General features: G+C 66.2%; 19 protein-coding genes and 1 pseudogene. 13 read left to right on the plus strand and 7 right to left on the minus strand.

The window, feature by feature from the left end:
* The 3 genes from KA419_09990 to KA419_10000 form a co-directional block, all read left to right on the plus strand.
* A partial coding sequence (locus KA419_09990) for a hypothetical protein (GenBank protein ID MBP7866269.1) occupies positions 1-506 on the plus strand: 506 nt, incomplete at its 5' end.
* Positions 507-656: 150 nt separating this feature from the next.
* Positions 657-2819 (plus strand): hypothetical protein, encoded by a 2163-nt coding sequence (locus KA419_09995; GenBank protein MBP7866270.1) that lies wholly within the window; start codon positions 657-659, stop codon positions 2817-2819.
* Between the two features lie 14 nt (positions 2820-2833).
* Complete coding sequence (locus KA419_10000) at positions 2834-3085, plus strand: hypothetical protein (GenBank protein MBP7866271.1); 252 nt, start codon at positions 2834-2836, stop codon at positions 3083-3085.
* Between the two features lie 397 nt (positions 3086-3482).
* Here the strand turns inward: KA419_10000 and KA419_10005 are convergent, their stop codons facing one another.
* On the minus strand, positions 3483-4205 hold the full coding sequence (locus tag KA419_10005) for a class I SAM-dependent methyltransferase (GenBank protein MBP7866272.1): 723 nt from the start codon (positions 4203-4205) through the stop codon (positions 3483-3485).
* Between the two features lie 23 nt (positions 4206-4228).
* Complete coding sequence (lepB, locus tag KA419_10010; GenBank protein ID MBP7866273.1) at positions 4229-5167, minus strand: signal peptidase I; 939 nt, start codon at positions 5165-5167, stop codon at positions 4229-4231.
* Positions 5168-5501: 334 nt separating this feature from the next.
* Here lepB and KA419_10015 point away from each other — a divergent pair, with 334 nt between their 5' ends.
* The gene (locus KA419_10015; protein ID MBP7866274.1) at positions 5502-6374 is read left to right on the plus strand and encodes a fumarate hydratase; all 873 of its coding nucleotides are present in this window, start codon (positions 5502-5504) and stop codon (positions 6372-6374) included.
* Positions 6364-6945 (plus strand): fumarate hydratase C-terminal domain-containing protein, encoded by a 582-nt coding sequence (locus tag KA419_10020; GenBank protein ID MBP7866275.1) that lies wholly within the window; start codon positions 6364-6366, stop codon positions 6943-6945. Before KA419_10015 ends, KA419_10020 begins: the two co-directional genes overlap by 11 nt.
* On the opposite strand, the gene KA419_10025 is transcribed toward KA419_10020, so the two are convergent.
* Positions 6946-7179, minus strand: coding sequence for a hypothetical protein (locus KA419_10025; GenBank protein MBP7866276.1), 234 nt, complete (start codon positions 7177-7179; stop codon positions 6946-6948).
* Positions 7180-7441: 262 nt separating this feature from the next.
* Here KA419_10025 and KA419_10030 point away from each other — a divergent pair, with 262 nt between their 5' ends.
* Positions 7442-8377, plus strand: coding sequence for a hypothetical protein (locus tag KA419_10030; protein ID MBP7866277.1), 936 nt, complete (start codon positions 7442-7444; stop codon positions 8375-8377).
* On the opposite strand, the gene KA419_10035 is transcribed toward KA419_10030, so the two are convergent.
* Positions 8343-11360 carry a hypothetical protein gene (locus KA419_10035; GenBank protein MBP7866278.1) on the minus strand — a complete coding sequence of 1006 codons (3018 nt, stop codon included), beginning with the start codon at positions 11358-11360 and terminating at the stop codon, positions 8343-8345. The two genes, KA419_10030 and KA419_10035, sit on opposite strands and share 35 nt — an antisense overlap.
* Positions 11361-11569: 209 nt before the next feature.
* Here KA419_10035 and KA419_10040 point away from each other — a divergent pair.
* From KA419_10040 to KA419_10070, 7 genes and pseudogenes are all read left to right on the plus strand, one after another.
* Positions 11570-13042, plus strand: a pseudogene (locus KA419_10040) (oligopeptide transporter, OPT family).
* A 1378-nt stretch (positions 13043-14420) separates the two neighbouring features.
* Positions 14421-14951 carry a DUF4136 domain-containing protein gene (locus tag KA419_10045; protein ID MBP7866279.1) on the plus strand — a complete coding sequence of 177 codons (531 nt, stop codon included), beginning with the start codon at positions 14421-14423 and terminating at the stop codon, positions 14949-14951.
* 353 nt (positions 14952-15304) lie between these two features.
* On the plus strand, positions 15305-16384 hold the full coding sequence (locus tag KA419_10050) for a histidine kinase (protein ID MBP7866280.1): 1080 nt from the start codon (positions 15305-15307) through the stop codon (positions 16382-16384).
* Positions 16381-17103 (plus strand): response regulator transcription factor, encoded by a 723-nt coding sequence (locus tag KA419_10055; protein MBP7866281.1) that lies wholly within the window; start codon positions 16381-16383, stop codon positions 17101-17103. Before KA419_10050 ends, KA419_10055 begins: the two co-directional genes overlap by 4 nt.
* 182 nt (positions 17104-17285) lie before the next feature.
* Positions 17286-18092, plus strand: coding sequence for a hypothetical protein (locus KA419_10060; GenBank protein ID MBP7866282.1), 807 nt, complete (start codon positions 17286-17288; stop codon positions 18090-18092).
* Between the two features lie 316 nt (positions 18093-18408).
* Positions 18409-20454, plus strand: a complete 2046-nt coding sequence (locus KA419_10065; protein ID MBP7866283.1) for a S46 family peptidase — start codon at positions 18409-18411, stop codon at positions 20452-20454.
* Positions 20455-20718: 264 nt separating this feature from the next.
* Positions 20719-21501 carry a class I SAM-dependent methyltransferase gene (locus KA419_10070; protein MBP7866284.1) on the plus strand — a complete coding sequence of 261 codons (783 nt, stop codon included), beginning with the start codon at positions 20719-20721 and terminating at the stop codon, positions 21499-21501.
* 621 nt (positions 21502-22122) lie between these two features.
* Here the strand turns inward: KA419_10070 and KA419_10075 are convergent.
* The 3 genes from KA419_10075 to KA419_10085 all read right to left on the minus strand — a co-directional run bounded on the left by KA419_10075 (position 22123) and on the right by KA419_10085 (position 24974).
* A complete protein-coding gene (locus tag KA419_10075; GenBank protein ID MBP7866285.1) occupies positions 22123-22425 on the minus strand; it encodes a hypothetical protein in 303 nt (100 codons plus the stop codon).
* A 607-nt stretch (positions 22426-23032) separates the two neighbouring features.
* Positions 23033-24178 carry a radical SAM protein gene (locus KA419_10080; protein MBP7866286.1) on the minus strand — a complete coding sequence of 382 codons (1146 nt, stop codon included), beginning with the start codon at positions 24176-24178 and terminating at the stop codon, positions 23033-23035.
* 64 nt (positions 24179-24242) lie between these two features.
* The gene (locus tag KA419_10085; protein ID MBP7866287.1) at positions 24243-24974 is read right to left on the minus strand and encodes a hypothetical protein; all 732 of its coding nucleotides are present in this window, start codon (positions 24972-24974) and stop codon (positions 24243-24245) included.
* Between the last annotated feature and the right edge of the window lie 26 nt (positions 24975-25000).

Genomic DNA, 25000 nt, shown 5'->3' on the forward strand with positions numbered 1-25000 from the left:
TGCATGCCCTAATTTATCAAAGGCATACACTACACAAAAAGCAAATCCCTGTCAAGCGGAAAATGATGGATATTCCTTTTATTTTCTGTATAATATCCCCCGTTTTGACTTTTTGCGAGGTCATCAACCTTAGGAAATGGAGCAGTAAGGAGGTACGAGAAATGAGTGGAGATAGATACGAGCTACTCTCAGTTGAGCAAATGAGGCAGAAGTATGGGCTGGTCGTGGAGAATCGACAGCATATTCAGCTAGATCCCGAAAAGGTGCCGGAAGGGCTTCGCCATCTGATACCATACGCTGAGCTTTGGGGGGTTGGTGATGATATTATCCGCGACGATATGGTCAAAAGGGCCTCACCAGAGATTGTTGAGGACCTGAGACGAGTTATAGAAATCCATGAAGATCTCCTTGACAAATGGCTAGCGGGTCCAGAAGCAGAAAGTTCACAACCATCAGTCGAGTATCTTGCTTTTTCGGCTATGCGGATGGCTGCCGATTTTACTTAAGTCGTAACAGTCGATACAGGTGTCAGGTTCTGTATAATCCATAACATCATGGGAAAATAGCCGGCAAAAGCGCATGTGAATATTAATCAAGAGGATATAGTGATTGATCCGCTTCGGACAGCGGCGGGGTGGCTTGGCGTTGAGGGCGGCTTGGACCATAGGCTGAAGGGTGGATTCGTCCTCGCTTTGCTTGCCGTGGTGAGCTTTGCTCTGTGGGCATCAGTCCTCCCGGCTTCGGGTTGCCCGATGGTGACCGGCGCGGTGACCTCTCTCTCCTGCCAATCCAGTTTCTCTGTCTGCTCCTCTTGGATGGTCACCTCCGGGTGGACGTCCAACGGGTGGTTGCAAGCCATCCGGTACCCGAACAGAATGGTGGCCCCCTTCGCGTACGACGATTCCGGGCGCCGGGTGTGGAAATCGGGCACGTCTTTCCGGCCGGACGGGACGCTGGTTCCTGAGCTTCAGCGCTACGTTCACGACGGGGAGGCGATCCTGGCGGAGCTGGGGGAGTCCCCCGGCGGCGGATACCACCCGGTGCAGCGCTACCTGCACGGCATCGGCGTCCTGGCCCGGGAGAGGCTGGAGGACGACGCCGCCGTTCGTACGCGTCGTCCCGACGCGGACGATGTTCCTACGCGTCGTCCCGTCGCGGACAGTGTTCGCACGCGTCGTCCCGACGCGGGTCCGCTAGACAGGCAGTACAGCGCCGCCACCCGTTCCCGTAACGACACGCCCGGGTCGGGACGCCCCGTGGGAACCCTGGGACACTCCGTGCGAACCCCGGAAGCTCCCGGCGCGGGTCCGGGATCGACGTCCCCCACCGCCCTCCAGACCCTCTTCCACCACGCCGATGGCCTCAATTCCACGGTGAACGTCACCCGTTCCGACGGGAGCGTGAAAAACGCCTACCTTTACGACGCCTGGGGCAACCATCGGGAACTGGAGGCGGGAGGCGAGTGCCTCACCGCTCCGGACCTGGGCCTCGACGGTTTCATCGACCGGGACGCCTATTTGGGCAACTTGGCGTCGGCCTTCGCCGAGGACGACAACCGCCTGACCTTCACCGGCCTCGAGGCGGAGCCGGAGACGGGGCTGTTCTTTGCGCAGTCCCGTTTCTACGACCCCGAGGCGGGCCGCGGCGTTCGCACGCGTCGTCCCGACGCGGGTCCGCCAGAAAGGCAGTACAGCGCCGTCACTCGTTCCTATAACGACACGCCCGGGTCGGGACGCCCCGTGCGAACCCCGGGACGCCCCGTGGGAACCCGGGCCCCGGTGAGCCTGCACAAGTATCTCTACGCCAACGCGTCGCCGACGCGCTTCGTGGACCCGTCGGGCCGCTCGGCGGAGGACACGGTCCCGGCGGCGACGCTGGAGACGGGGGACCTGGGGGGTTCGGAGTCCGCCGCCCGCCCGTCGGCGGACCAGGACCTGCCGGAGGGCGGCTCCCTGGCGGCGTACGAGGTGGCCAAGAGCAAGGCGCGCTGGCCGCTGAGCCTGTCGGTGAAGGCGCTGGTGGAATCGGGGGCGGAACTGCTGCGGAACCCGACGCTGGCCAACGTGGCCGGGGTGCTGGTGAACGGCGCGATGGCCCGGGGGAACGTCCGGATGGACCTGACGTTTACCCGCCAGGCGGTGACGCGGCTGAGCCGGTTGTCCGCCGGCCGTGAACTGGGCCACCTCCTTCAGACGGGCGGACACCCTCCCGCGCTCTCCCTGACCGACGATGCGGCCAGGGTCACCCGTTCGGCCGGCCACGAGGCGGTGGAAACGGCGGAGACCGCGGCCCAGAAGAGCGCCGTTCGGTCCGCCGCCCACAACACCGAAGAGAAGGCCCTTCAGGAAGCCAAGGAAAATATTGAAAAAACGGCCCTTCCTAAGGTAGATGCCCCAAACAGGGGAGCGGCAGTTCAACAAACTTGGACGAAAACCAGAACACCATGGCAACGAGTTGTTTATCAGCGGAATGATATCGATTGGGATTTTCTCCGTCCTGAAGGGACCTCACTAGCGGGGAAGACGAATTGGGAAGCCGCTACCCAAGGGTATGCACCTGTTCGTTTGAACCCTGGCACTGGGAAAGTTGAAGATGCAGTACTTCATCATATGAATCAAGACCCCAGAGGAGGCGTGGCCGAATTGTGGCGTTCTACTCATGGAAAAGTCCCTCAAAAAATGGATCCGCCCGGGCCTTGGCGTCAGATAAAATCCGAATGGGACAAAGCGTGGCGTCGTGAACAGCCTGCTTATTGGCGCTGGCGTTCAGGTGAATACAATCCTCCCCCGACGGACAAGCTTCGTCTCCCCGGAGATTGAGGAGGAGACATAAGATGGCTGACGAATGGTATTTTGTTAGACAATTGAGAGACAATGAAAACCCTAGTTCGGCTCTACGCTTCGAAATACAGGTGTTGGATGAAGACGGTCGCGCAGTATTTACAGGGTATTTGTCAAGCGAAATGACGGAATTGGTAATCAACAAACAAATAGTCCCTGTTCCTGTTCTTGAAGCAGCAAAAAGCAAAGAAATGGGACGTGGGGACTATGTTGACTCCGAGGGTAAAACCGTAGTGCTTTTTTAAAAAGGTACAAACATTACATGAATTCAATGAAATCCCGGGGCTTTTAATCCGCGATGATCTCGCTCCCGATCTGCCGGCCGGGTTTTTCGGCTCCGCATCATGGCATGCACATGATGCACCTGCGGATTTCCTGTGCTTCGGGCTTATGGGTTTTGTTGTGAAGCGGTTAGCGGACATGCCGGGGACCGGCCGGGGGAGGGCGCGGACTAGCCCTGCGCGTGACATCTCTTTTGGTGTCTTGTGATTGACGGACCATACGAGGTTGTTTCGTATTCGCCGATGTGTTTGCAGGCGTCGTCGGGCAACGCCCGGATCATCGTTTCCTCCCGGATTTTACGTCCTCCCGAAAAGACCTTGTATTGATGCCGGTCGTTGCGCTGAGCCGGGGGGAGAGGGGTCAGGAAGGCGACTTGCGGGCGTGCACCACGTAGGCGAGGGTGAAGGCCCGGTCGCGGTCGAGGGGGTCGAGGGCGCGGAGGAGGAGCGGGAAGAGGAAGCCGAAGAAGGGGGCCAGCAGGACGAAGAAGACCCACCGCCAGGAACGCTGGAAGAAGGCGAGGAGGTTGACGCTCCGGCGGGCGGCGAGGGTGAAGAAGCCGCCGAGGGGTTCGACGCGCTGGGGTTCCAGGCCGGCTTCCTCCAGGAGGAAGCGGATGCCGTGGCGGGTGAAGCGGAAGTAGTCGTGGGGTTCCTGATGCGTTTCCCAGAGGAGCGGGACGACGGCCAGGAGGCGTCCCCCGGGCCCGAGGACCCGCGACACCTCGCGAACGACCTCCCCCGGCCGGCGGACGTGTTCCAGGACCACCAGCAGCATCGCGGCGTCCACCGAGCCGTCCCGCAGAGCCAGGCGCTCCAGGTCGCCCTGCACGTCCACGGTCGAGTAGTCCCATCGGGCGTCGCCCACCCCCCGGTCGTAACCGACGAAGCGGCGTCCCGGGAACAGGGCCTTGAAGCGGTTCTCGCCGCAGCCGGCGTCCAACACTGTGGCGCCGGCCGGCACGGTTGCGGCAAAGGAGGCCGTCTCGCGGCGGATCCGGGCTTCCACCGGGTCCAGAAGGTCCCGGACGAACCGGGGCAACAGCCGCCCCGCCAGCCGCCGGATCGAGGGGTTGAGCTCCATGGGACCGGGACGGAAACGCCGTCTCAGCGGGGGGCGCCGGCGGCGGGGAGGACGGCGGGTGCGGAGGCCTGAGCAGCCGGTGCCGGGGGCATCGGGGCGTCGATGAAGGAACAGTTGCCACGGGGGACGAAGTGGAACATCCGGCTCCAGCGGGTTTCGTAGAAGTAGATGAGCCGGTAGAAGTAGAGCGTGAGGACGTCCCCGATGTCGGTGATGGTGTGGACGCCCCGCTGGTAGCGCCCGTCAGGGAACGCCTTCTGAACGATTTCGTTGTCGGGGAAGGACCAGAGGATCAGCAGCGGCTTCCCGAAGATGTACTCCTCGGGGACCGGGCCCCAGACGCGGCTGTCGGAGCTGTTGTCCCGGTTGTCGCCCATCATGAAGTAGTGCCCGGAGGGGATGTCGCAGCGGAAGGAAACGGGCTGCCCGTCCCCGTGCCGGTCGTAGTGGGCGTAGGGCTCGCGCAGTTCCCGGAAGCCGCTGACCTTGTCGTCGATGTAGACCCGGTTCTCGGTGATGACGATGGACTCCCCGGGCAGGCCGATGACCCGCTTGACGTAGGGGATCAGGTAGTGGGCCCGGTCGGGGGTCTTGAAGACCACCACGTCGCCGCGGCGGATGGGGTGGTTCAGGCCGAGGAAGCGGCACAGGGAGGACTGGTTGGCCAGGACGGAGAACTTGTCCACCAGGAGGCGGTCCCCCACCATGAGGCCGTACCTGGCGTAGGTCTCGTCGGTGCCGGGAATCCGGGTGTCGATCCCCGGCGGCTGCATGGACTCCGTGGGGACGGCCATGGGGTGGACGATGAAAGTCACCACGAACAGGGCGATGACGATGCAGACCAGGATGGCCACCATGTACTCGTGGAAGGTGTCCCAGGCCGTCTTGACCACGAGCGGCACGGCGGCTTCGTCGGGTTTCTTCCCGGGCGTTTTCTCTTTCTTTCGTTCCTTCGCGGCCATGACGGGCCCCCTTTCCAAGAACGATCCAACTTAGCCTTTTCTTACGCGGAAGTCAACCGTTGGTTGCGGGTGGGGAGGGGGGCGCGCCTCGGACCGGGTACGCCGGCCGAGCCGAGGCCGGCGTTTGGGGTTGGGGCGCGCCTCGGCTCGGCGCGCGTACTTGGGGGGGCGCCTCGGCTCGGCGCGCGTACCGGGGGCTATCTCCCGGCTTGACACGGGGTCTGCGTTCCGGTAGAGTGAGGGCACACTTCCCGGGCCCGACCCAGCGGAGGGTGTCGCCGCCGAAGCTCCGGACCATCCCCGCCCGCCCGATCCCACTCACGACGAGGTGACCATGCCCCTGAAGGAACACTTCCTCGAGTTGCTCCGGCGTGCCGCGACCGACCTTCCCCCGGACGTGGAGAAGGCCCTCCGCACCGCGCGCGACGCCGAGCCCGAAGGCACCCGGGGCCGCAGCGCCCTGGACACCATCCTGGAGAACACGGCCATGGCCCGGGAGGGGTCGACCCCCCTCTGCCAGGACACCGGCACCCTCATCCTCTACATCGACTACCCGGAGAACGGCTCCGAGCGCGTTCTCCGGGAGGCGGCCCTCGAGGCCGCCGCCGAGGCCACGAAACGCGCCTACCTCCGCCCCAACGCGGTGGATCCCGTCTCGGGGAAGAACAGCGGGAACAACATCGGGGTCAACCACCCCTTCATGCACTTCCACCAGTGGGACCGGCCCGAGACCCGCGTCCGGGTGATCCTCAAGGGCGGGGGGTGCGAGAACGTGGGCGCCCAGTACCGGCTCCCCGACATGAGCATCGGCGCCGGGCGCGACCTGAAAGGGGTCCGCCGGTGCATCATCGACGCCGTGCTGAAGGCCCAGGGTTACGGGTGCGCCCCCGGGATCCTGGGGGTGGGGGTCGGCGGCGACCGGACCGCCTCCTACCTCCTGTCCAAGGAGGTTTTTTTCCGCCGCCTGGGCGAGCGCAACGCATCCGAGCCCCTTGCCGCCCTGGAGGCGGAGCTGGAGGAGAGCCTGAACACCCTGAACATCGGGCCCATGGGATTCGGCGGCAAGACCACCACCCTGGGGGTGTTCATCGGCGCCCAGCACCGTCACCCCGCCAGCTTCTTCGTCTCCGTTTCCTACATGTGCTGGGCGTTCCGGCGAAAGACCATGTTCCTGGACCCGCAGGGGGAGGCCACCTATGAAGATTGAACTGAGGACACCCATCTCCGAGGAGGACATCCGCAAGCTCCGCGTGGGGGATGAGGTCAGCCTGTCCGGCGTGATCGTCACCGCCCGCGACATGGCCCACAAGCTCATGGTGGAGGAGAAACCCGACTTCATCCGGCCCCACCTCAAGGGCGGCGTGATCTACCACTGCGGGCCCATCGTGCGCAAGGACGAGGACGGCGCATGGCATTTCGTCTCGGCGGGGCCGACCACCTCCAGCCGCGAGGAGCCCTACCAGGCCGACGTCGTCGGCGAGTACGGCGTCCGGGGCGTGATCGGGAAGGGCGGAATGCGGGAAAAGACCATGGCGGGCCTGGTGAAACACGGCGCCGTCTACTTCCACGCCGTCGGCGGCGCGGGGACTCTCCTGGCCCGCCGGGCCGGCAAGGTGGTCACCGTGTTCAAGCTGGAGGAGTTCGGCGCCCCCGAGGCCTTCTGGGTGGTGGAGGTGGAGCACTTCCCGCTGGTGGTCACCATGGACTCCCACGGCGGGAGCCTGCACGACCTGGTCCTGAAGGACTCGTCGGAACGCGTGGCGAAAATCCTGGGCTGATCAGCCCCGGCCGCCCGCAAGGGGCAGGTCCAGCCGGGTCAGCGCCCGCAGGGCGGACGCGAAGTACCGGTGCTCGGTCCCGTCGAAGGCACGGACGACCACCTGCTCCCCGTTGGCGGTCTCGGCCAGGCCCAGGAACTCACCGTCCACGCGCCGGCCGTCCACGTGGACGGCGTGGACGTAGCGGACCTCGTTCCCCTCCGGGGATTTCAACCATGTCATCCAATCGGCCATGCGACCCTCCGTTCCGGGCGTCCGGCACCCGGGTGCATCTTGCCGCGCCCTGCGGGCCGACGCAACCGGACGCGTCCCTCGTGGTCCGCAGGAACCCTGTTATACCACGGATGAACACGGATGGACACGGATTCGATTCGGATGAATGCGGCGGAGGGGGTTTCGGGCCCGTCGGGCTTGTAATCCCCCGGGACGGAGGCTATACTGCCGAAACGCGCCCGCGGGAGCGGGTTCGAGGACGCTTCGGAGGAGGACGCTTTCCATGACTCACCTGAGCCGCCGGATGTTTGTCCTGGGGGTCGCCCTGCTGGTGATCCCCGCGGGCTGCGGGAAGAAGGAAAAGGTTTCGCTGGGGTTCAAGCCGGTCCCCGGAAAGGTTTACACCTTCCGCTCCACCCACGCCCTGGTCGCGGACGTCGGGGCGCAGGGCGACTCGCGGCGACTGGAGCAGTCGGTGACCCTGCGCTTCCGGTTCGTCGTCGAGGGGCAGGACGCCGCGGGGGCCCGGACGGCCCGGGTGACGTGGACCGGCGTGAGCTTCACCCAGAAGACGCCCGTCGGGACCTTCCGCTTCGACTCGGCGGCCCCCGGCGGGGAGGCCCCTCCCCCGGCGAAGCCCTGGGCGGCCCTGACCGGCGAGAGCGTTGTCCTGAAGATCGGCCCGGACGGGAAAATCGCCGCGGTGGAGGGCGCCGAGCGCCTGCGGGCCAGCCTCCTCGCGAAGCTGGGCATCGAACCCACCCCGGAGGCGATGGCGATGACGGGTCGGCAATTCTCCGCCGAGGCGCTCCGGGAGCAGTTCGAGCGCCTCTTCGATTTCCTTCCGCCCGGCGCCGTCGGCGAGGGGGACCGCTGGACCCGGGAGTCGGTCCAGGGCCAGGGATACCCGATGAAACTCAACGACACCCTCACGCTGCAGTCCGTCGGCGAGGGGAAAGCCACCCTCGCCCTGGCGTCCGTGGTGACCCCGAACCCGGCCGCCCCGCCCCTGGACGCGGACGGGCAGGAAATCCGGTTCGAGTTCAAGGGGGAGGCGACCGGAACGCTGGAGGTGGACCTCTCGGACGGTCTCCCCCGGTCCGCGACGGGCAGGATGACGGTTTCCGGCTATCAGCGGGTGAACGACCGGGCGTCCGGCAAGAACTTCGCCTTCCCCACCAACCTCACCCTGCAGACGGAGGTCCTCCGGGAGCCCTGAGGAAGCCGGTGATCCGGGCGATGGCTTTCCGCGCCCGGCTGCGGTGGTAATTGTAACTCTGCATCAGGCGGGGGGCCGTCCCCGTCGTCCCGCTGATCTCGCCAGGTTCGAGCCCCATGCGGTGCGCCGTCCCCAGCAGCCGGTCCTTCATGATGTCGTCGTCGCCCGACAGCGAGAGGGCGTTAATCTCCTTGAAGAAACGCAGGAAGTGATAGGCGCGCCCCAGCGTGTTGAACTCGGGCTCCAACTCCGGCAAACTCTTGACCAGCGAGAGGATCGCCTCCCTGACCACGGGTTCCCGGTTCCCCAGGTACGCCTGGCAGGCGACGATGATCATCTGGATCTCCCGGAGGGCGCCGGGGTCCTCCTTGACGTTGATGCTCCGCTCCCGGTGGGCCAGCATGTACCGCCGGTTCTCCTCCATCTCCCGAAGGATGTCGGCGATGAACGGCCCGGGGTCTCGGTAGACGAACCGCTCCACCAACCGGGTGAGTTCCGCGCCCAGGGAGAGGCTGCCGAGGAGCAGGCGGCGCCCCAGCAGCTGGGACCACTCGATGAACACGTCCTCCTCCCGGGGTTGGCCGAGCGACTCCTCCAGGACCGACAAGGGGATGACGAAGGAGTCGAAGAACCGGGTGAAACGGTAGTGGGGGACCACGCCCCGGCGGCTGAGTTCCCGGTTGATCTCGTTCATGACGTCCGACGCGTACCGGATGAAGTCGGGGTCGGTCTCGCGGCTGACCACCAGCAGGTCGACGTCGTTCTCGAAAGCTTCCTCGCGGGCGTACCCGCCGGTGCAGTAGATGGCGACGGGCTGGTCGTCCTCGTCCCGGAGGCGGAAGAGGAAGCGGTTCCTGCCGCGGGTCTCCACGTCCCACTGGCAGGCCCGGTAGAGCCACCGGAAATAGCGCCGGAAGAACCCGTGGTAGGTCCCGTAGAGGGCGTTGAGGTCTCCCGGCTGCTCGATGGCCAGGAGGCCGCAGCGGCAGAAGTTGAAGTCGTAGTAGAAGGCCAGGAGTTCCTTCAGTTCCTCGGGGGTGGCCGCGTCGGCCAGTTCGTTCCAGAGCTGGTCGGCGATCCGTTCCAGGTAGGCGCTCCGGTCGATGGCCGTCACGATCTCCGGGCGGGCCCGGGCGACCCGGGCGAAGAGGTTGAGGTAGCTTTTCGAGGACAAGCCGAGCAGTTCGCACAGGGCCGAGAACCGTTCCCGGTCGCGGTCCGCCGGGGCCCCGCCCGGCCCGGCCCGGCGGGCCAGCCGGCGCAGCCCGGCGAGCTGGGGGAAGGACAGGGTGAGCAGAAAATCGGTGAGCATGGACGGGTGCACGGGGAGAAGGTCCACCAGGGCCTTCAGCTTGCGGGGGTCGACGTCCACGTGACGGACCAGCCAGTCCTTCATCCGCTCCGCGTACGAAGGGTCCGCGGCGCCCCGGGCGTGGCGGTCGACAAGCAGGATCGTGTGGACCAGGGAGACCATGTCGAAGGACATGAAGCGGAGCAGCCGCTCCAGGGACTGGGTCCGCCGGGGTTCCCCGAGCCGGTCGAGGCTGTGGATCAGCGCCCTGGACAGCGCGCCGTCCTTCTCGGCCAGGAGCTGCAGGATGTCCTCCCAGTAGATCAGCCCGTGATACGTCTTGAAGAGCTGGAGGACGTTGAGGACGATGCTGTCCGTCCACTTCACCGGGTAATCGTCCGGCCTGCCCCCCCGCAGGACCTCGTTGAACACCGTGATCCGCCGCAGGTGGTTGTTGACCATCCGCAGCGTCGTCTCGGCGATCTGGTTCAACTGCTCCATGTTCTCGTAGTGGTGGGTCAGCAGCCGCAGGGCCGGCCGGACGGCGCCCAGCCTCGAAAACCCCATGACGCCGGCGACGTTGTCGAGGTTCTCGAGGGTCGCCTGGTCGTTGAGGTCGAAGGTGTCCTCCATGGAAACCAGCAACTGGTAAACGTAGAAGAAGATCTCGGTGAAGCTGAAGATGTCCTGGAGTTTCTGGTACAGGTCCAGGTTGTTGGTGTCCCGGCTGCAGAGCATCGTGAGGCCGTCCCGGGAGCCGTGGGCCCGGACGCCGTGGATGGTCTTGAGCATGTTCACGATGTTGTGGATCAGTCGGAGACCCCGGTTCTTCGGGCTGACCCAGGACGAGGCCGCGTCGGCGCGGGCCAGTTCCCGGACCTCCCCGATCATCCCCCGCAGGTAGCCCTCGTGGAAACGCAGCTTCCCCTCGGTGAAGAAGAAGGGGAGGATGACGGCCTTCTCGAGTTCCTCCGCCAGGGCCCCGTCGCCCAGCAGCGGTTCCGTGAGCAGCAGTTCGGAGATCAGGACGAAGTTGTGGACCCCCCGGCGGAGGTAGTTCTCGAAGTCCTCGACGGTGGTCAGGTAGGTGTTCCCCGCCACCTTCTCGGCCAGGTAGAAGTGCATCTTGGGCGAGTACTTCATGAACTCGGCCCCGATGCGGCTCACCACCGTGTTCCAGAGGCTTTTGTCGACGTCGGGGCGGACGAAGACCCCGACGTCCAGGTCCTCCTGGTCCAGGATCATGCCGACGTTGCAAAGGGAGACCCCCTCCAGGGGGACGCCCGGCGCGAACACCCCGACCAGGGACTCCAGGTAGCTGCTGACCAGGTCCTTCAGCTGGTACCGTGTGCGCATCAGGATCCGGGTGTAGACCAGGAGCCGGTTCCCGGCGGCGCTCTCCCGTCGGAGCTGGTGTACGTTCAGGAGGTGGATGTGGAAGACCTGGAGGGCGTAGTAGGTCCCCAGGAACGTCAGTTGCTCCGCCGGGGTTTCCGCGACCTCGGACACCACGGTCATCTCGTACCGGTAGTTGTGGGCCTTCCGCCAGAGGTGGACCCGGCCGGCCTTGCCGCGTTCCTCCAGGCGGATCCTCAGCCTGGCCCCGTGTTCCTTGGCGAAGCGCAGGTTCTTCTGGAAGTAGTTCGACAGCAGCTCCAGGCCGCCGGCCAGCTCCTCGTAGGATTCCATCATGGCACTGCCCCCTGATCGCACGGGTTCGGACGTCGGCCCTTCTTACCACACCTCCGCGGGCTTGGCAAGGCGGTGAAGGGCCCGCCCGGCGGGCCTGTATTTCGACGGGGCCGGAGAAAAACCTTGAACCGGGGCCGCGGTTCCAGATAGAATCCCCTTTTTATCGTCGGCTTTCTCAACGCAGTTAAAAACCCTTCCGCGGAGGAGACATGGCAGAACAAAAGAAGTTCGTACCGTTCGTCGCGTCGGAGACCGTGATGAGCGAATTCACGGCCCGGGCGCTGGTCATCGGGCTCTTCATGTGCGTGATCCTCGGGGCCGCCAACGCCTACCTCGGCCTCAAGGCCGGCATGACCATTGCCGCCACCTACCCGGCGGCGGTCATCGGCATGGCCCTCATCAAGCTGTTGAAGGGCTCGGTGCTCGAGGAGAACTTCTCCCGTACCGTCGGGTCCATCGGCGAGTCGGTGGCCGCCGGGGCCTGCTTCACCATCCCCGCCTTCGCCATCTCGGGGATCTGGCCGGAGTTCTTCACCCAGGGCAACTACATCACCTCCACCCTCATCATGGTGGCGGGCGGTGTTCTCGGCATCATGTTCGTGGCCCTGCTCCGCCGTGTGATGGTGGAGGACGCCGAGCTGCCCTTCCCCGAGTCCGTGGCCGCCGCCGAGATCCACAAGACCGGCCGCACCGGCGGCACCGGCACCACCTTCCTCTTCGGCGCCATGGGGATGGGCGGCGCCATCCAGGCCTTGTGCCAGGTCTCTCTCTTCGCCACGGCGTGGGAGAAGTTCGTCTCCTTCGCCAAGGTGTCCATCGGGCTGAAGACCTCGGGCACCGCCACGGCCCAGGGGGGCATCCTCCTGAGTTCCCCCGGCATCAGCCCCGCCTTCATGGGCGTCGGCTACATTATCGGCCCCAAGCTCGCCTCGCTGAACTTCAGCGGCGGCCTCATGGCCTGGGGCCTCATGGTCCCCATCATCACCTACTTCCTGGCGCCTTCCATGCCCGGCCTCAGCGCCGAGAGCGACTGGGCGGCCCTCTCCGTGAACGTCTGGAAGTTCATCGTCCGGCCCATCGCCATCGGCGGCATGCTCATGGGCGCGTGCTACACCCTGTTCAAGATGCGCAAGAGCCTGATCGCCGGCATCGCCCGCTCCGTGGGCGACGTCAAGAAGGCCGCCACCGGCGAGGTGACCCACGAGCGCATCAACCACGACCTGAGCTTCCCCGTCATCATGCTGGGGATCCTCGGCGCCGCCGTGGCCACCTTTCTCATCACCTGGATGATTTTCAAGACCTCGGTCATGGTGGCCGCCGTCGCCTCGGTGGTGATGATCATCGCCGGGTTCTTCTTTGCCGCCGTCTCCGGCTACCTGGTGGGCATCATCGGTTCCAGCAACAACCCCATCAGCGGCCTGACCCTGACCGCCCTCGTCGTTACCGCCCTGGTGATGGTCATCCTGGGTGTCCACGGCCAGGAGGGGGTCGCTGCCGTCCTGGGCGTGGCCGCCATCGTCTGCGTGTCCGCCGCCGTGGCGGGCGAGATGCTCCAGGACCTCAAGGCCGGGCACATCCTCGGCGGCACCCCGTGGAAGATGCAGATCGGCGACCTCGTGGGCGTGGTCGTCGCCGCCGTGGTGATGTTCCTCCCGCTGGTGGTGCTCCACGTGGGCGACATCAACGACGCGGTGAGCAAGCGGGTCGACGGGCTCCAGGTGGTCACCGCCTACACGGCCGCCCCCCAGGGGGCCGTGTTCGCCCCTGCCGCGGACCCCTCGAGAGCCGTCGTCCTGGTGACCACCCTGGGCGAGATCCGCAACCTCTCCGAGGACAAGAACTTCCTGGAAGGGCCGACCACCGTGGCCGCCTACGCCCTGGGCCCCGACCCGGTGACCTTCATCAACGCGAAACAGTACCAGGAGACCCTCAAGGCCAATGGCGAGGCCGAGGCGGCCCGGTACACCCTGTGGAAGGCCGACCTGGACCAGGTCCGGAACCTGGCCAAGGACAAGGCGTACCGGACCCCGCCCCGCCCCGTGGAAGCCTACAAAAACGGCGACCGCTACCTCGCCAAGGCGGAGTACGAGCAGATCGAGGACGCCGCCCTCAAGGCGAAGTACCAGCCCGTCACCCTCACCATCGACGAGGTCCAGAAACTCACCCCCGACCAGCAGAAGGGCGCCCTGGGCCTGGACGCCGGCTTCGGCGGCAAGGCCATCCCCGCCCCGCAGGCCGGGCTCATGGCCATGCTGTCCCGCGGCATCGTGGAAGGCAAGATGGCCTGGCCGCTCATCATTGTGGGCATGCTGATGGGCCTGGCGCTCATCCTGATGCAGGTACGCAGCCCCATGCTGGTGAGCGTGGGCATGTACCTGCCCCTGGAGACCACCTTCGCCATCTTCCTCGGCGGTCTCATCAAGGGGGTCATGGACATGATCAGCCAGAAACGGAAGTTCAACGACGCCCAGCGGGTGCGCTCCGAGAACGTGGGCATCCTGATCGCCGCCGGCCTCATCGCCGGTGAGGCCCTCATCGGGCTCGTCTTCGCCGCCCTCAAGTTCTTCAAGGTCGACTACGACCTGACCCCGGGCGTGGACCCCGGACACTTCTTCATCAGCCTGATCCTCCTGGGGGCCATCGCCCTCGTCCTCGTCGTGGTCCCGCAGCGCAACGCGGGAAGCCCCGACGAGCCGCCGCCGCCCAGCGCCAACTTCTGATCCTGAGAAAGGGAAACGACCGCCGGCGAAAGCCGGCGGTCGTTTTTTTACGACACCTCCTCCCCGCAAATCTACGCATAAAGGATATTTCCCGCGGGATGTTCTGACTGGTTTCAGGGCGGAATCTATTGAACTCCTGGCGGAGTCCCTCCAATTTCCTTAACATGCCCATCGACGCGAGTACAGAACAGTTGGCCCGGATTGGCGTGATCGGGCTCCGAATCGCGTTTGTTCGCGTGATTCGCGGAGAGACAAACGACGCTTTGCGGGTTCATCAAACTTGATTCGCGGGTGGAAACGAGATATCCTGTCGTTGACCGATACCAAACGAGGAGTTCCTATGAAGCGCCTGCTCGTGTTGCTTGCCGTTGTGACCCTGACGACCCTGGCGGTCCCGGCCCAGAAGGTCAAGATCATCTGCAACCGCGCCACCGATTTCAGCCTTTACAAGACCTACGCCTGGGCCGTGCAGGGGGCCGACCTTCCCCCCGACCACATGGTGACGGAGGCGGAGGAGTTCCAGGCCACGCTGAAGAAGGAAATCGACGCCCAACTTCAGAAGAACGGTTTCACCCCGGTCAACCTGGACCAGGGACCCGACATGGTGATCACCTTCCAAATCTCGATCCAGCTGCGGAGTTCCGGCGCGGACGACGTCCGCCCCGATTCCCCCACTTCCAACACCAAGTTCGCGCAGATCTGGGTGGTCAGCCGGACCGAGGGGACCCTGACCGTGGACCTGACCGACCACAAGACCGGGAAGAACATCTGGCGGGGAACGGCCACGGCGGTCCTGGACGCCCACAAGCGCGAGGAGCGGCTTCGCCGGATCGCCGGGAAGTTCTTCGGGAAGTTCCCGCCGAAGCGGTGACCCCCGGCGTCCGGCAACGACGACCTTCCCCCTCCCCCGGGCGCTTGCTGCATTGCCCCCGATCGACCATGGCCTGCCGCCGGGCGGGAACCCGGAGGCCGGCCGGGGGTTGCCGGGGCCATGGGCGCCGGGCGGGCCTTCGCTCTCGGCCCGGACGGTGTCTGCCCCACGGTACCGGCGCGCTCATGGAGCGGTCCGGCCGTTCATTCCGCCGGACCGCCGCTCGTGGAAGCCCCGACCCGGCGCGGCGCGGGAGGGGGTAGACTGTCAACCGAAAGACCCCGGCGGCGGGGCCGGGCTTTCGGTTGGGACGGTGGCCGCGGGCGCGGCAACATGGGCCGGGGGTGAGGCAGGTGATCGGACCGGAGACGCATCGGCGGGCGTACTGGGCTTGCCAGGCCCTGTTCTGGTCGGCCTATTTCCTCGACTACCTCCTCTACGGGGTCGCGGGGAACATCCCCCTGGCGGCCACTTTCTGGGCGGCCTTCCCCAACGCGGTTTTCGGCTTCGGGGCAACCCACCTCTACCGTGCCTGGATCCAGGCCCGGGGATGGACAAGACAACCCCTTCCCCGGCTGCTTCCCCGCGTGGTCCTGTCCGTGGCCTTCCTGGCCGCCCTCTGGAACCTGTTCGAGTCGCTCCTGCTCTCCATCTCGGGCTGGTGGAGCCTGCTGGACTACTTCCGCTCCGGCTTCAAGCCCAACAAGTCCCTCCCGGTCTTCTACCTCGACTTCTGCATGGACCTCCTCTACCTCTCCCTGTGGTCGGCGGTCTACTTCGGCTATCACTACCTCCGAGACTACCACGAGGAGCGCTTCGAAAAACTGCGCGTCCAGGCCGACCTGAAGGAGGCGGAACTGATGGCCCTCCGGTCGCAGCTCAACCCTCACTTCCTCTTCAACTGCCTCAACAGCATCCGCTCCCTGATCACGGAGTCGCCGGAGCGGGCCAAGGAGATGGTCACCCTCCTTTCCGGGACGCTGCGATACGCGCTCCTGTCGGCCAGCAAGCCCACCGTCCCCCTGGAGGATGAGATGCGGATCGTCTCCGACTACCTGTCCATCGAAGCGGCCCGTTTCGAGGAACGCCTCGAGGTCCGGCTCGCCATCGACCCCCGCACGCTTCCCCTCCCCGTGCCGCCGCTCATCGTCCAGACGCTGGCGGAGAACGCCGTCAAGCACGGGATCTCCCGCCTGGAACGGGGAGGGCGGGTCGACATCCGGTCCGGCCTGGAAGGGGAAACCCTGGTGGTGGAGGTCCTCAATGACGGGAAACCGTCCGACCCCTCGCCGGGCGGGGGGACCGGGCTCTCGAATGCCCGCCGCCGCCTGGAGAGCCTCTTCGGGGGGTCCGCCCGGATCGACCTGAAGGGAGAAGGGGGAGACCGTGTCCTGGCCCGGCTGGTCATTCCCCTCGCAAAGGAGGATGAATGAAAGCCCTGGTCATCGACGACGAGCGCCTCGCCCGGAGCGAGCTGATCCGGATGCTGGAGGCCTTCCCGGACCTCCGTGTGATCGGGGAGGCGGTGAATGCGGACGACGCCGCCGAAAAGGTCCGTTCCCTCGAACCCGACGTCCTCTTTCTCGACATCGAAATGCCGGGTACGGACGTTTTCAGCATGCTGGAATCCCTGGAGCGCGCTCCCCACGTGATCTTCACCACCGCTTTCAACCAGTATGCCATCCAGGCCTTCGAGTGCAACGCCCTGGACTATCTCCTCAAACCCGTCGACGCCCGCCGGTTGAGCCAGGCGGTGGAGAAACTCCGGCGGATCCAGGGTCCGGCCCGCCCCCCGGGGGACGACCGGCCCCGGCTCCGGGAGGAGGACCGCATCTTCCTGCGGGACGGCAACCGGTGCTGGTTCGTGAGGATGGGCGAGATCCGGCTTTTCGAGTCCGAGGGCAACTACGCCCGTCTCCACCTGGACGCGCCCAGCCGGCCGCTGGTCCTTCGCTCCCTGAACACCCTTCAGCGGCGCCTCGACCCCCGTGTTTTCTTCCGCGTCAGCCGCAAGCACATCGTCAATGTCCGGTGGATCACCTCCGTCGCCCCCGCCGGTCAGGACCGCCTCGAGATCACCCTCGACGGCCGGCTGACGGTGGTCGCCTCCCGCCGCCAGTCCCTGGAGTTCAAGCTGCGGATGGAACTGTGAAACCTCCGGTCCCGTGTTTCACCCGATCAACCATCCCGGGGCCCGCTCGCAAAAATGAACCATCTTTTTGCTCTCCTCATCGTACAATCAGTCGGACACGCTGTCCCGGCCGGTACGCAGCGCCCCGGTCGAATTCCGGGCCTGGCGGTCCCCGGTTTGCCTATCCCGGTCAGGAGGTTGCCATGAAGAAAGGAATTGGACTGGCGCTCACCGCGATCTGCCTGTGTGCGGTGGCCGGGGCGGCCGACCCGCCGCCGGTGAAGACACCCCACATCTTCATCCTGCAGTGCGACGCCCAGCAGATGATGGGCGACCTGGGTTTCGACAAGGCGTTCCGGGACCTGCTGCGGCGCCTGCCCCCGGACGACGCCGTCCTGGTCTTCGGTTTCCACCTGAACAACGTCTACCCCGTCCTTCTCGGCAAGGCAGGGGAACTCCAGTGGCCGCCCAAGGGGTTCAAGTTCATGTCGGCGAACACCAACACCACGCCGTTCAAGGACATCCTCGCCATCCTGGTCAGCTGGCGGATCCGCAACTGCACCGTGTACGTCCTCACCAACGGGCGCGACCGGGACCTGTCCAACACCATGAAGGTGGAGGGCGCCAACGACTTCCTGCACTCGTCCCTCCGCCCGGACATGTACAGTTCCAGCATCCGGCCGCTCGTCCTCGACGGCCGGGACTTCGACCCGTCGAAGTACCGTCCCCTGAGTGACATCCTGCGGTACGTCAAGGAGCAGAACGTCAAGGTCCAGAGCGTGTTCCTCTGGAAGAACACGCAGCGCGACCTCTTCCAGAAGGACGAGTACTCGGGCTCTTCCTTTTTCCCCGGCGACATGCGCTACGTCAACCGGGAGGATGCCGGCAGCACCCTTCTGCTGGACAGCCTGGGGTACACGGCCCTCGTCCTCATGGCCCACGCCTCCGGCGGCGAGATCTACAGCGACTTCGGGAACTTCGGCGGCCTGTTGGGCAACCTGTTCCCCTGACCGGGGAAACCCCCGTCATCCGTTTTTCGCTCCCTCGGTCACAGGGGGGGCGCTCGCGGGACACCGTCCTCCCGTTCGGGTCAAACCGTCCCATTCCCCCGGGCCGCCGGCATCACGCGCAAGGCGGCCCCTTCGCAATCGGTCCGGGGGAGCGCCGGGATCGATGGCGGGAAACATCCCCTTTGAAGATCCGTATGATCTTCTCCGTTGAAAATCCCCGGGCCGGCGCGTATGCTGACCCGCCTGGGAACGAGATCATCACGCGACGAGGTGAACCATGACCGAATGCACGCACGGAAGGAAGCTTGTTGTCCTCATGACCCTGCTGGCCATCGCGGCCGGCGCTGCCTGGCTCACCGCCGGCGAGGGCATGTGGACGTTCGACAACCCCCCCACCACCCTCCTCAAGGACAAGTACGGATTCGAGCTGACGCCCGCGTGGCTGGAACACGTGCGGCTTTCCTCCGTCCGTTTCAACGACGGCGGGTCCGGCTCCTTCGTGAGTGCCACGGGCCTGGTGCTGACCAATCACCACGTGGCCCTGGGGCAGCTCCAGAAAGTGTCCACCGCCGAGAAGAACTACGTGGTGACCGGGTTTTTGGCCCGCAACCCGGCGGAAGAGATCAAGTGCCCCGACCTTGAGCTCAACGTGCTGATGTCGATGGAGAACGTCACCGACCGCGTGGCGGCCGCCGTCAAGCCCGGCATGGGGCTGTCCGAGGCCAACGAGGCCCGCAAGGCGGCCATCGCCGGAATCGAGAAGGCCGGCCTCGAGGCCACCGGGCTGCGCTCGGACGTGGTGATCCTGTACGAGGGCGGGGAGTACTGGCTCTACCAGTACAAGAAGTACACGGACGTCCGGCTGGTCTTCGCCCCGGAACAGACCATCGCCTACTTCGGCGGCGACCCGGACAACTTCACCTTCCCGCGCTACAACCTCGACATGGCCCTCTTCCGAGTTTACGAGAACGACAAGCCGTTGAGCCCGAAGCACTTCCTGAAGTGGGACCCGAAGGGTTCCGGCGACGGCGACCTGGTCTTCGTCTCCGGGCACCCCGGGAGGACCAGCCGTCTGAACACCCTGGCCGAGCTGGAGTTCCAGCGCGACCTGGCCTATCCCCAGCGCCTGGACATGATGAACAAGATGGTGGCGGCCGCCCGGGTCTACGCCGCCCAGGGCCCCGAGCAGGCCCGCCAGGCCATGAACATCATCTACGGCATCGAGAACGCCCTCAAGGCCACGACGGGCGAGTACCAGGGCCTGATCAACCCCGAACTCCTGGCCAAGAAGGCCCGGGAGGAAGCGGAGTTCCGCAAGCTGGTGGACTCGAACCCGGAGTGGAAGCAGGCGTACGCCGGTGCCTGGGAGGAATTGGCCCAGGTGCAGAAACTCCTCCGGCAGCGTTTCAACGAGATCACCTACCGGACCCTCCCCCGCTCCCGCCTGCTGCAGACCGCCCTCTCCCTCGTCCAGATGGTTGCCGAGACGGCCAAGCCCGATAGCCAACGGCTGGACGGCTACCACGACGCCCAGCTGGAGTCCCTGAAGTTCCGGCTCTTCTCCCCGGCGCCCGTTTACCCCGGGATGGAAGAGGTCCTGATGGCTTTCCAGATGAAATTGTCCCTGTCGAAGCTCGGCGAGAAAGACGCCTTCATGGCGGCGATGCTGGACGGCAAGACCCCCGAGGCGCAGGCGAAGGCCCTGGTGAGCGGGACGAAGCTGGCCGACCCCGCCTTCCGGATGGAGCTGTTCAAGGGCGGCGCCAAGGCCGTGGCCGAGTCCACGGACCCCCTGATCGTCCTGGCGCGCAAGGTGGACCCCCTTCTCCGGGAGATCCAGAAGTGGAAGGAAGACCACGTGGAGAGCGTGGAGACGAGCGCCGGCGAGAAGATCGGCAAGGCCCGTTTCGCCGTGTACGGGAAAAACGCCTACCCGGACGCCACCTTCACCCTCCGGCTTTCCTACGGCGTCGTCCAGGGCTATGCCATGAACGGGACCCAGGCCCCCTCCAAGACCACCTTCTACGGGCTGTACGAGCGATCCGCCGCTTTCGACAACAAAACGCCGTTCCGGCTCCCGGAGCGCTATGCGGAAGCTCTCGGCAAGCTCGACCTGGCGACCCCTTTCAACTTCGTCTGCACCGCGGACATCATCGGCGGGAACTCGGGTTCCCCCGTCATCAGCGGCGACGGCAACCTGGTGGGCCTGGTCTTCGACGGCAACATCGAGAGCCTGGTGGGGCGCTTCGTCTTCGACGAGACCGCCAACCGCTGCGTGTCCGTCCACACCGCCGGGATGACCGAGGCCCTGAAGAAGGTCTACGAGGCCGGGGAACTGCTGCGGGAACTGCTGGGGCAGTGAGTCCGGGCCAAGCCAACCCTTGCGGGTCCGGGGGCCCCGGCGGCCCCCGGGGCCCCTCGGGTCCGGCTCCGGGGGGAGTTTCCTGCGCGGGAGAGCGGTGACGCAGGCGATGGAGGGGGCGGGGGTGCGAGAGAGAGACTGCGACTGCGATGCCGATGGCGAGACCGATAGCGATGCCGATGGCGATGCCGATGGCGATACCGATAGCGATACCGAGATAGAGGCAGAGACAGACCACTTACCTGAAGGGACCAGATACTCCCCGTGAGCCCGACGGACCGCGCCGACTTCGACTTCCTCCTGGCCAACGCCCGAGCCGGCAAGGCCCTCGGGTTGACGTCCTTCATCCACCTGGACCAACCGGCGGGGCTGTGGGGATACATCCGCATCGCCAACGCCGTGGCGGCCCTCGTCCCGTCGGGGCGCCTGCTGGACTGGGGGTGCGGTTTCGGGCAGATGACCTGGCTCCTGCGCCGCCGGGGACTCGACGTCACCCCCTTCGACCTGGGGGGCGACGGGGAGGCCCTGCCGGGCATCCCGCTCTGTGAAGGCCTCACGGTGATCCGGAGCACCCACCCCACCGAACTGCCCTTCCCCGGGGCCACCTTCGATGCCGTCCTCAGCTGCGGTGTCCTCGAGCACGTGGACGAGTACAGCGGCACGCCTGGAAACGAGGTGCGCTCCCTGCGGGAGATCGCCCGGGTCCTCCGGCCCGGCGGACTTTTCCTGGTCTTTCAGCTCCCCCAGAAGCGGGCGTGGCAAGAGGCCATGATCCGGCGTTTCCACCTCGGCTATTCCCACCCCCGCCGTTTCACCGCCCGGGAGATCCGCCGGCTCCTGGCGGACACCGGCTTCCGCGTTAGGCGGCTGCGGCGGTTCAATTTCCTCCCGAAAAACCTGACGGGGATGCCCGAGGGCGTCCGCCGTCTCTACAGCCGGGCGGCGCGGCCGATCCTCGCCGCGGACGCGGCGCTTTCCCGCATCCCCCTCCTCAACCGCCTGGCCGGGGTCCTGGAGATCGTGGCGGTGAGGGGGGAAGGGGTTTAGGCTGTAGGCTGTAGGCTGCAGGTCCGGAGGGGTTCTCGTCGGTATCGGTATCGGTATCGCAATCGGTATCGCAATCGGTATCGCAATCGGTATCGCAATCGGTATCGCAATCGCAATCGCAACCGCTATCGCAATCGCTATCGCAATCGCAATCGCCGTCTCCGTCGGTATCGACATGGAACAGGAAATTTACGCCAGGGGCGCAAAGACACAGAGGAGTATCCGCCCATGGGGGCTTGCTTCTCTCCGGGTGGGCGAGGAAGGCCCATGACCGGTGGGTGTTCCCTTTTTCAGGCACGCGGTTCTCTTGATGACAAGGGGTCACGAAAGGACGAAAGGGCCCAAAGGACCCAAAGGACCCAAAGGGACAGGCGGGACCGAAGGTATTCCCGTCGGTATCGGCAGATAAAGCGGCGCTCCGGCAGCCTCCGCGCCTTGCGGTGGGCCGATAACTGAAAGCGGCGCTCCGGCAGCCTTCGCGCCGCACTCCGCAGGAGCGAACCGCAGCCTTCGCGTCGCACTCCGCGGGGGCGAACCCCGGCCTTCGCGCCGCGCCCCGCCGGGCAACCTCCGTGGGGGGGCGGGAACGACCTTGGGGATGGTTGTCGGCCGGGCTTCGCGTCAGTCCAGGTCGAAGATGCGGGGCGGGGGCGCGGCGCTGCCGTCGGCTTCCTTGCTGGCCTCCTGGAACTTCTTCTCCAGGAGTTCCTTGCGCTTTCTCTCCATCTCCACCGCCTGGGAAAACAGGTCCTCCTGGCGGTTCTGCCGCTCCCTCTCGATCTGGAGCGCCGCGTCGAAGGTCTCCACCTCACGCTTCTCCACCTTCTTCGCGTGGATCACCGCGCCGGAGTCCCGGTCCACTTTCAGCTCCGCCCCGCAGTGAGGGCACTGGACTTTAAGGGTGTCGTCGTTTTTATGGGTCATGGGTCACCTCTCGCAGCGACATTATAGTATCGGGGGGCGACTCAGGGAAGACGGAAGTCGGGTGTCGGAAACCGGGAGAGAAGGGAACCCCGAAATACACGGAATACACGGAAATCGAACCACGAACCACACGAACGGAGAATTCAGAATTCAGGAGGAAAAAGATGGCGTTTGACCGGTCGATCGCGACCGGAGTCGCCGCTTCGCGGTGCCTTCGTGTCCCCGTGAGATCGACCTTCCGGATGGTTTCCTTCGGCGGCGAGCCGACCCGGTGCGTGTGTCCCTTCGTACCCCTTGCCCGCATCCCCGGCGACCCGTTTTTCTTTGCGAGCTTGGCGCCTTTGCGAGAACCAGATCCGGATCGATCCTCGCCCGGACGCCAGGCTCGCAAAGGAAGGCCGCTAGCGCCTGCTTGTGTGGCATGCCCAAAGGGAAGGGAGAAAAACGGGGGCAGCGGGCTGCCGTCGCCCGGCAACAGCGGCCTCGGCAGGCAACCGAATTCGACAACACGTTGGCAAGAACGCAGCCGCTAAAGGGCCACCAGCCTACAGCCTACAGCCCAAAGCCTACATCCTGCCCAGGACCATGCGCCGGCGGGTTCCTTGGCTCACGGGAATCGGCGGGTGGCCAGGCGCCAGCGGAAGCGGCCCTGACGGGCGAGGTGAAGGAGCATCACCCGGAACCGGAACAGGGCCGAGCCAGCCCAGGGGCACTGGGGGTCCTCCCCGAAGGGGTCGCCGCTCACCGCCCGGGGCACGGCCCGGCAGCCGCCGCACACCCAGCGGTAGGCACACCGCCCGCAGCGGCCCTTGAGGCGGTCCCGGTCCCGCAGGGCGATCAGCAGCGGGTGCGCCTCCCAGGCCTGCTCCAGCCCCCCCTCGAGGGCGTGGCCGACGGGGAGGGCCAGCCGCCGGCACGGCAGGACCTCGCCGTCGGACTCCACGGTCAACGTTCGGTAGCCGGCGCTGCAGCCGGAAATCGCCGGCGAGTGCCCGGCGTGCCAGGGCGCCGCCAGGAGGGGGCGGAACGTGGGGTCGCGCAGGGCCACCGGGACCCGCAGGGTGTCGGCGAGTGCCAGGATGCGCCGGAGGGCGCCCGCCCAGGCGGCACGGTTGGGCAGGACGCCGAGGGAGGCCCCGTGCCCCGCCGGGATCAGGCGGGAAAAGTAGACCCGGTCGGCCGCCGCTTCCGCAAGCCGTCCGACCGCCTCGAGGTCGGCGAGGTTCTCCCGGTGGAGCGTCATGGCCAGGGTCACCGGCAGGCCGGCCGCCCGCGCGCAGCACACCCCCTCCATCGCCTGCCGGAAGCCGCCCTCGCCGCGGAGGGCGTCATGGGTCGCTTCCGTCCCCTCGACGCTGACCTGGACCCCCACGCAGCCGCTGCGGGCCAAATCCGCCGCCCGCGACGGCGTGAGGCCGACCCCGCCGGTCAGGAAGCGGAACGGCAGCCCGGCGCGGGCGATCGCCGCCAACAGCCGGTCCAGCCCCGGGCAGAGGGCGGGCTCGCCCCCCGCCAGGTGCAGGCGGCCCCGGAGGCCGCGTTTCGCCAGGAAGGCCCGGATGGCTTCGAGGACACTCAATTGCCCGGCCTCGCCCAGGTCGCGGCGGGGAGGCCCTTCCCGGTAGCAGTGCCGGCAGGACCGCTCACAGCGGTCCGTCAGGTGCCACTGGAACACGAAGGGCCCGCCGAAGGCCTCGCGGCGTCCGCGAGCGCCGTTCTCGCCTGGATCGTCCACCGGGTTTCGCAAATACATCCGTCCCTTTGTCCCTTCCCACCCCACTGTCGCCCAGGGCGACGACGGGCCGACTTCGACGGCACTACTTCCCCGGCCCCTCCTCGTCCACTTCCGCCGTGATCTTCTCCAGGAAGACGAACAGAAAGTGGTAGGCGTCCTCCACGGTGGGCCAGGGGGTCGCGGGGCGGTGGCGCAGGGCGAGGAGGTCCCGGTAGGTTCGTGCCTCGAACCCGTAGTGCCGGGCCGCGGCGTCGATGAAGTCCCCGCCGTGGCGCTCCACCGACCGGTAGTCCACCCAGCGGTGCACGATGGCGGTCAGGGGGGGGAGGAACTGGCGCAGCGTCCCCACCAGGGCGGCCGAATCGGGGCGAAGGGCCAGGTAGGCCCGCCGCAGCTTGAAGGTGATGTTGCGCAGCTCCCGCTCGCTTTCGCGGCGGACCGCGCCGGGGGGCATCGTCAGGCCGGCCAGCGGGTCCGCCCCGTCCAGGACTTCGCAGGCGCGCTGCATCTCCAGGAACTTGACGGCGTACACGTCCAGCGACCGGCAGATCTCCTCGCGGCCGATGACGAACGGGGCGCAGCGGAAGGCGATGCGCGCGGCCTGGAGCGGTTCCGCCAGCGCGTCCAGCGTCGCGGGGTTGGCGTCGGCCACCACCAGGAGCATGTTGACGTCGGAGCGCTCGGGGTCGAAATCCCCCCGCACGGTGGAACCGTAGAGGGCCGCTGACACCAGGCCGTCCCCCAGCCGTCCCCGGAGGGTCCGGACCAGGGTCCCCGACGCTTCGAGGATCATCGATTTCGTGAGTTTTTTCATGCTTGTCTCCGAAGATGGGAACCGGT

The organism is Acidobacteriota bacterium, from assembly GCA_018001935.1.
Lineage (GTDB): Bacteria > Acidobacteriota > JAAYUB01 > JAAYUB01 > JAAYUB01 > JAGNHB01.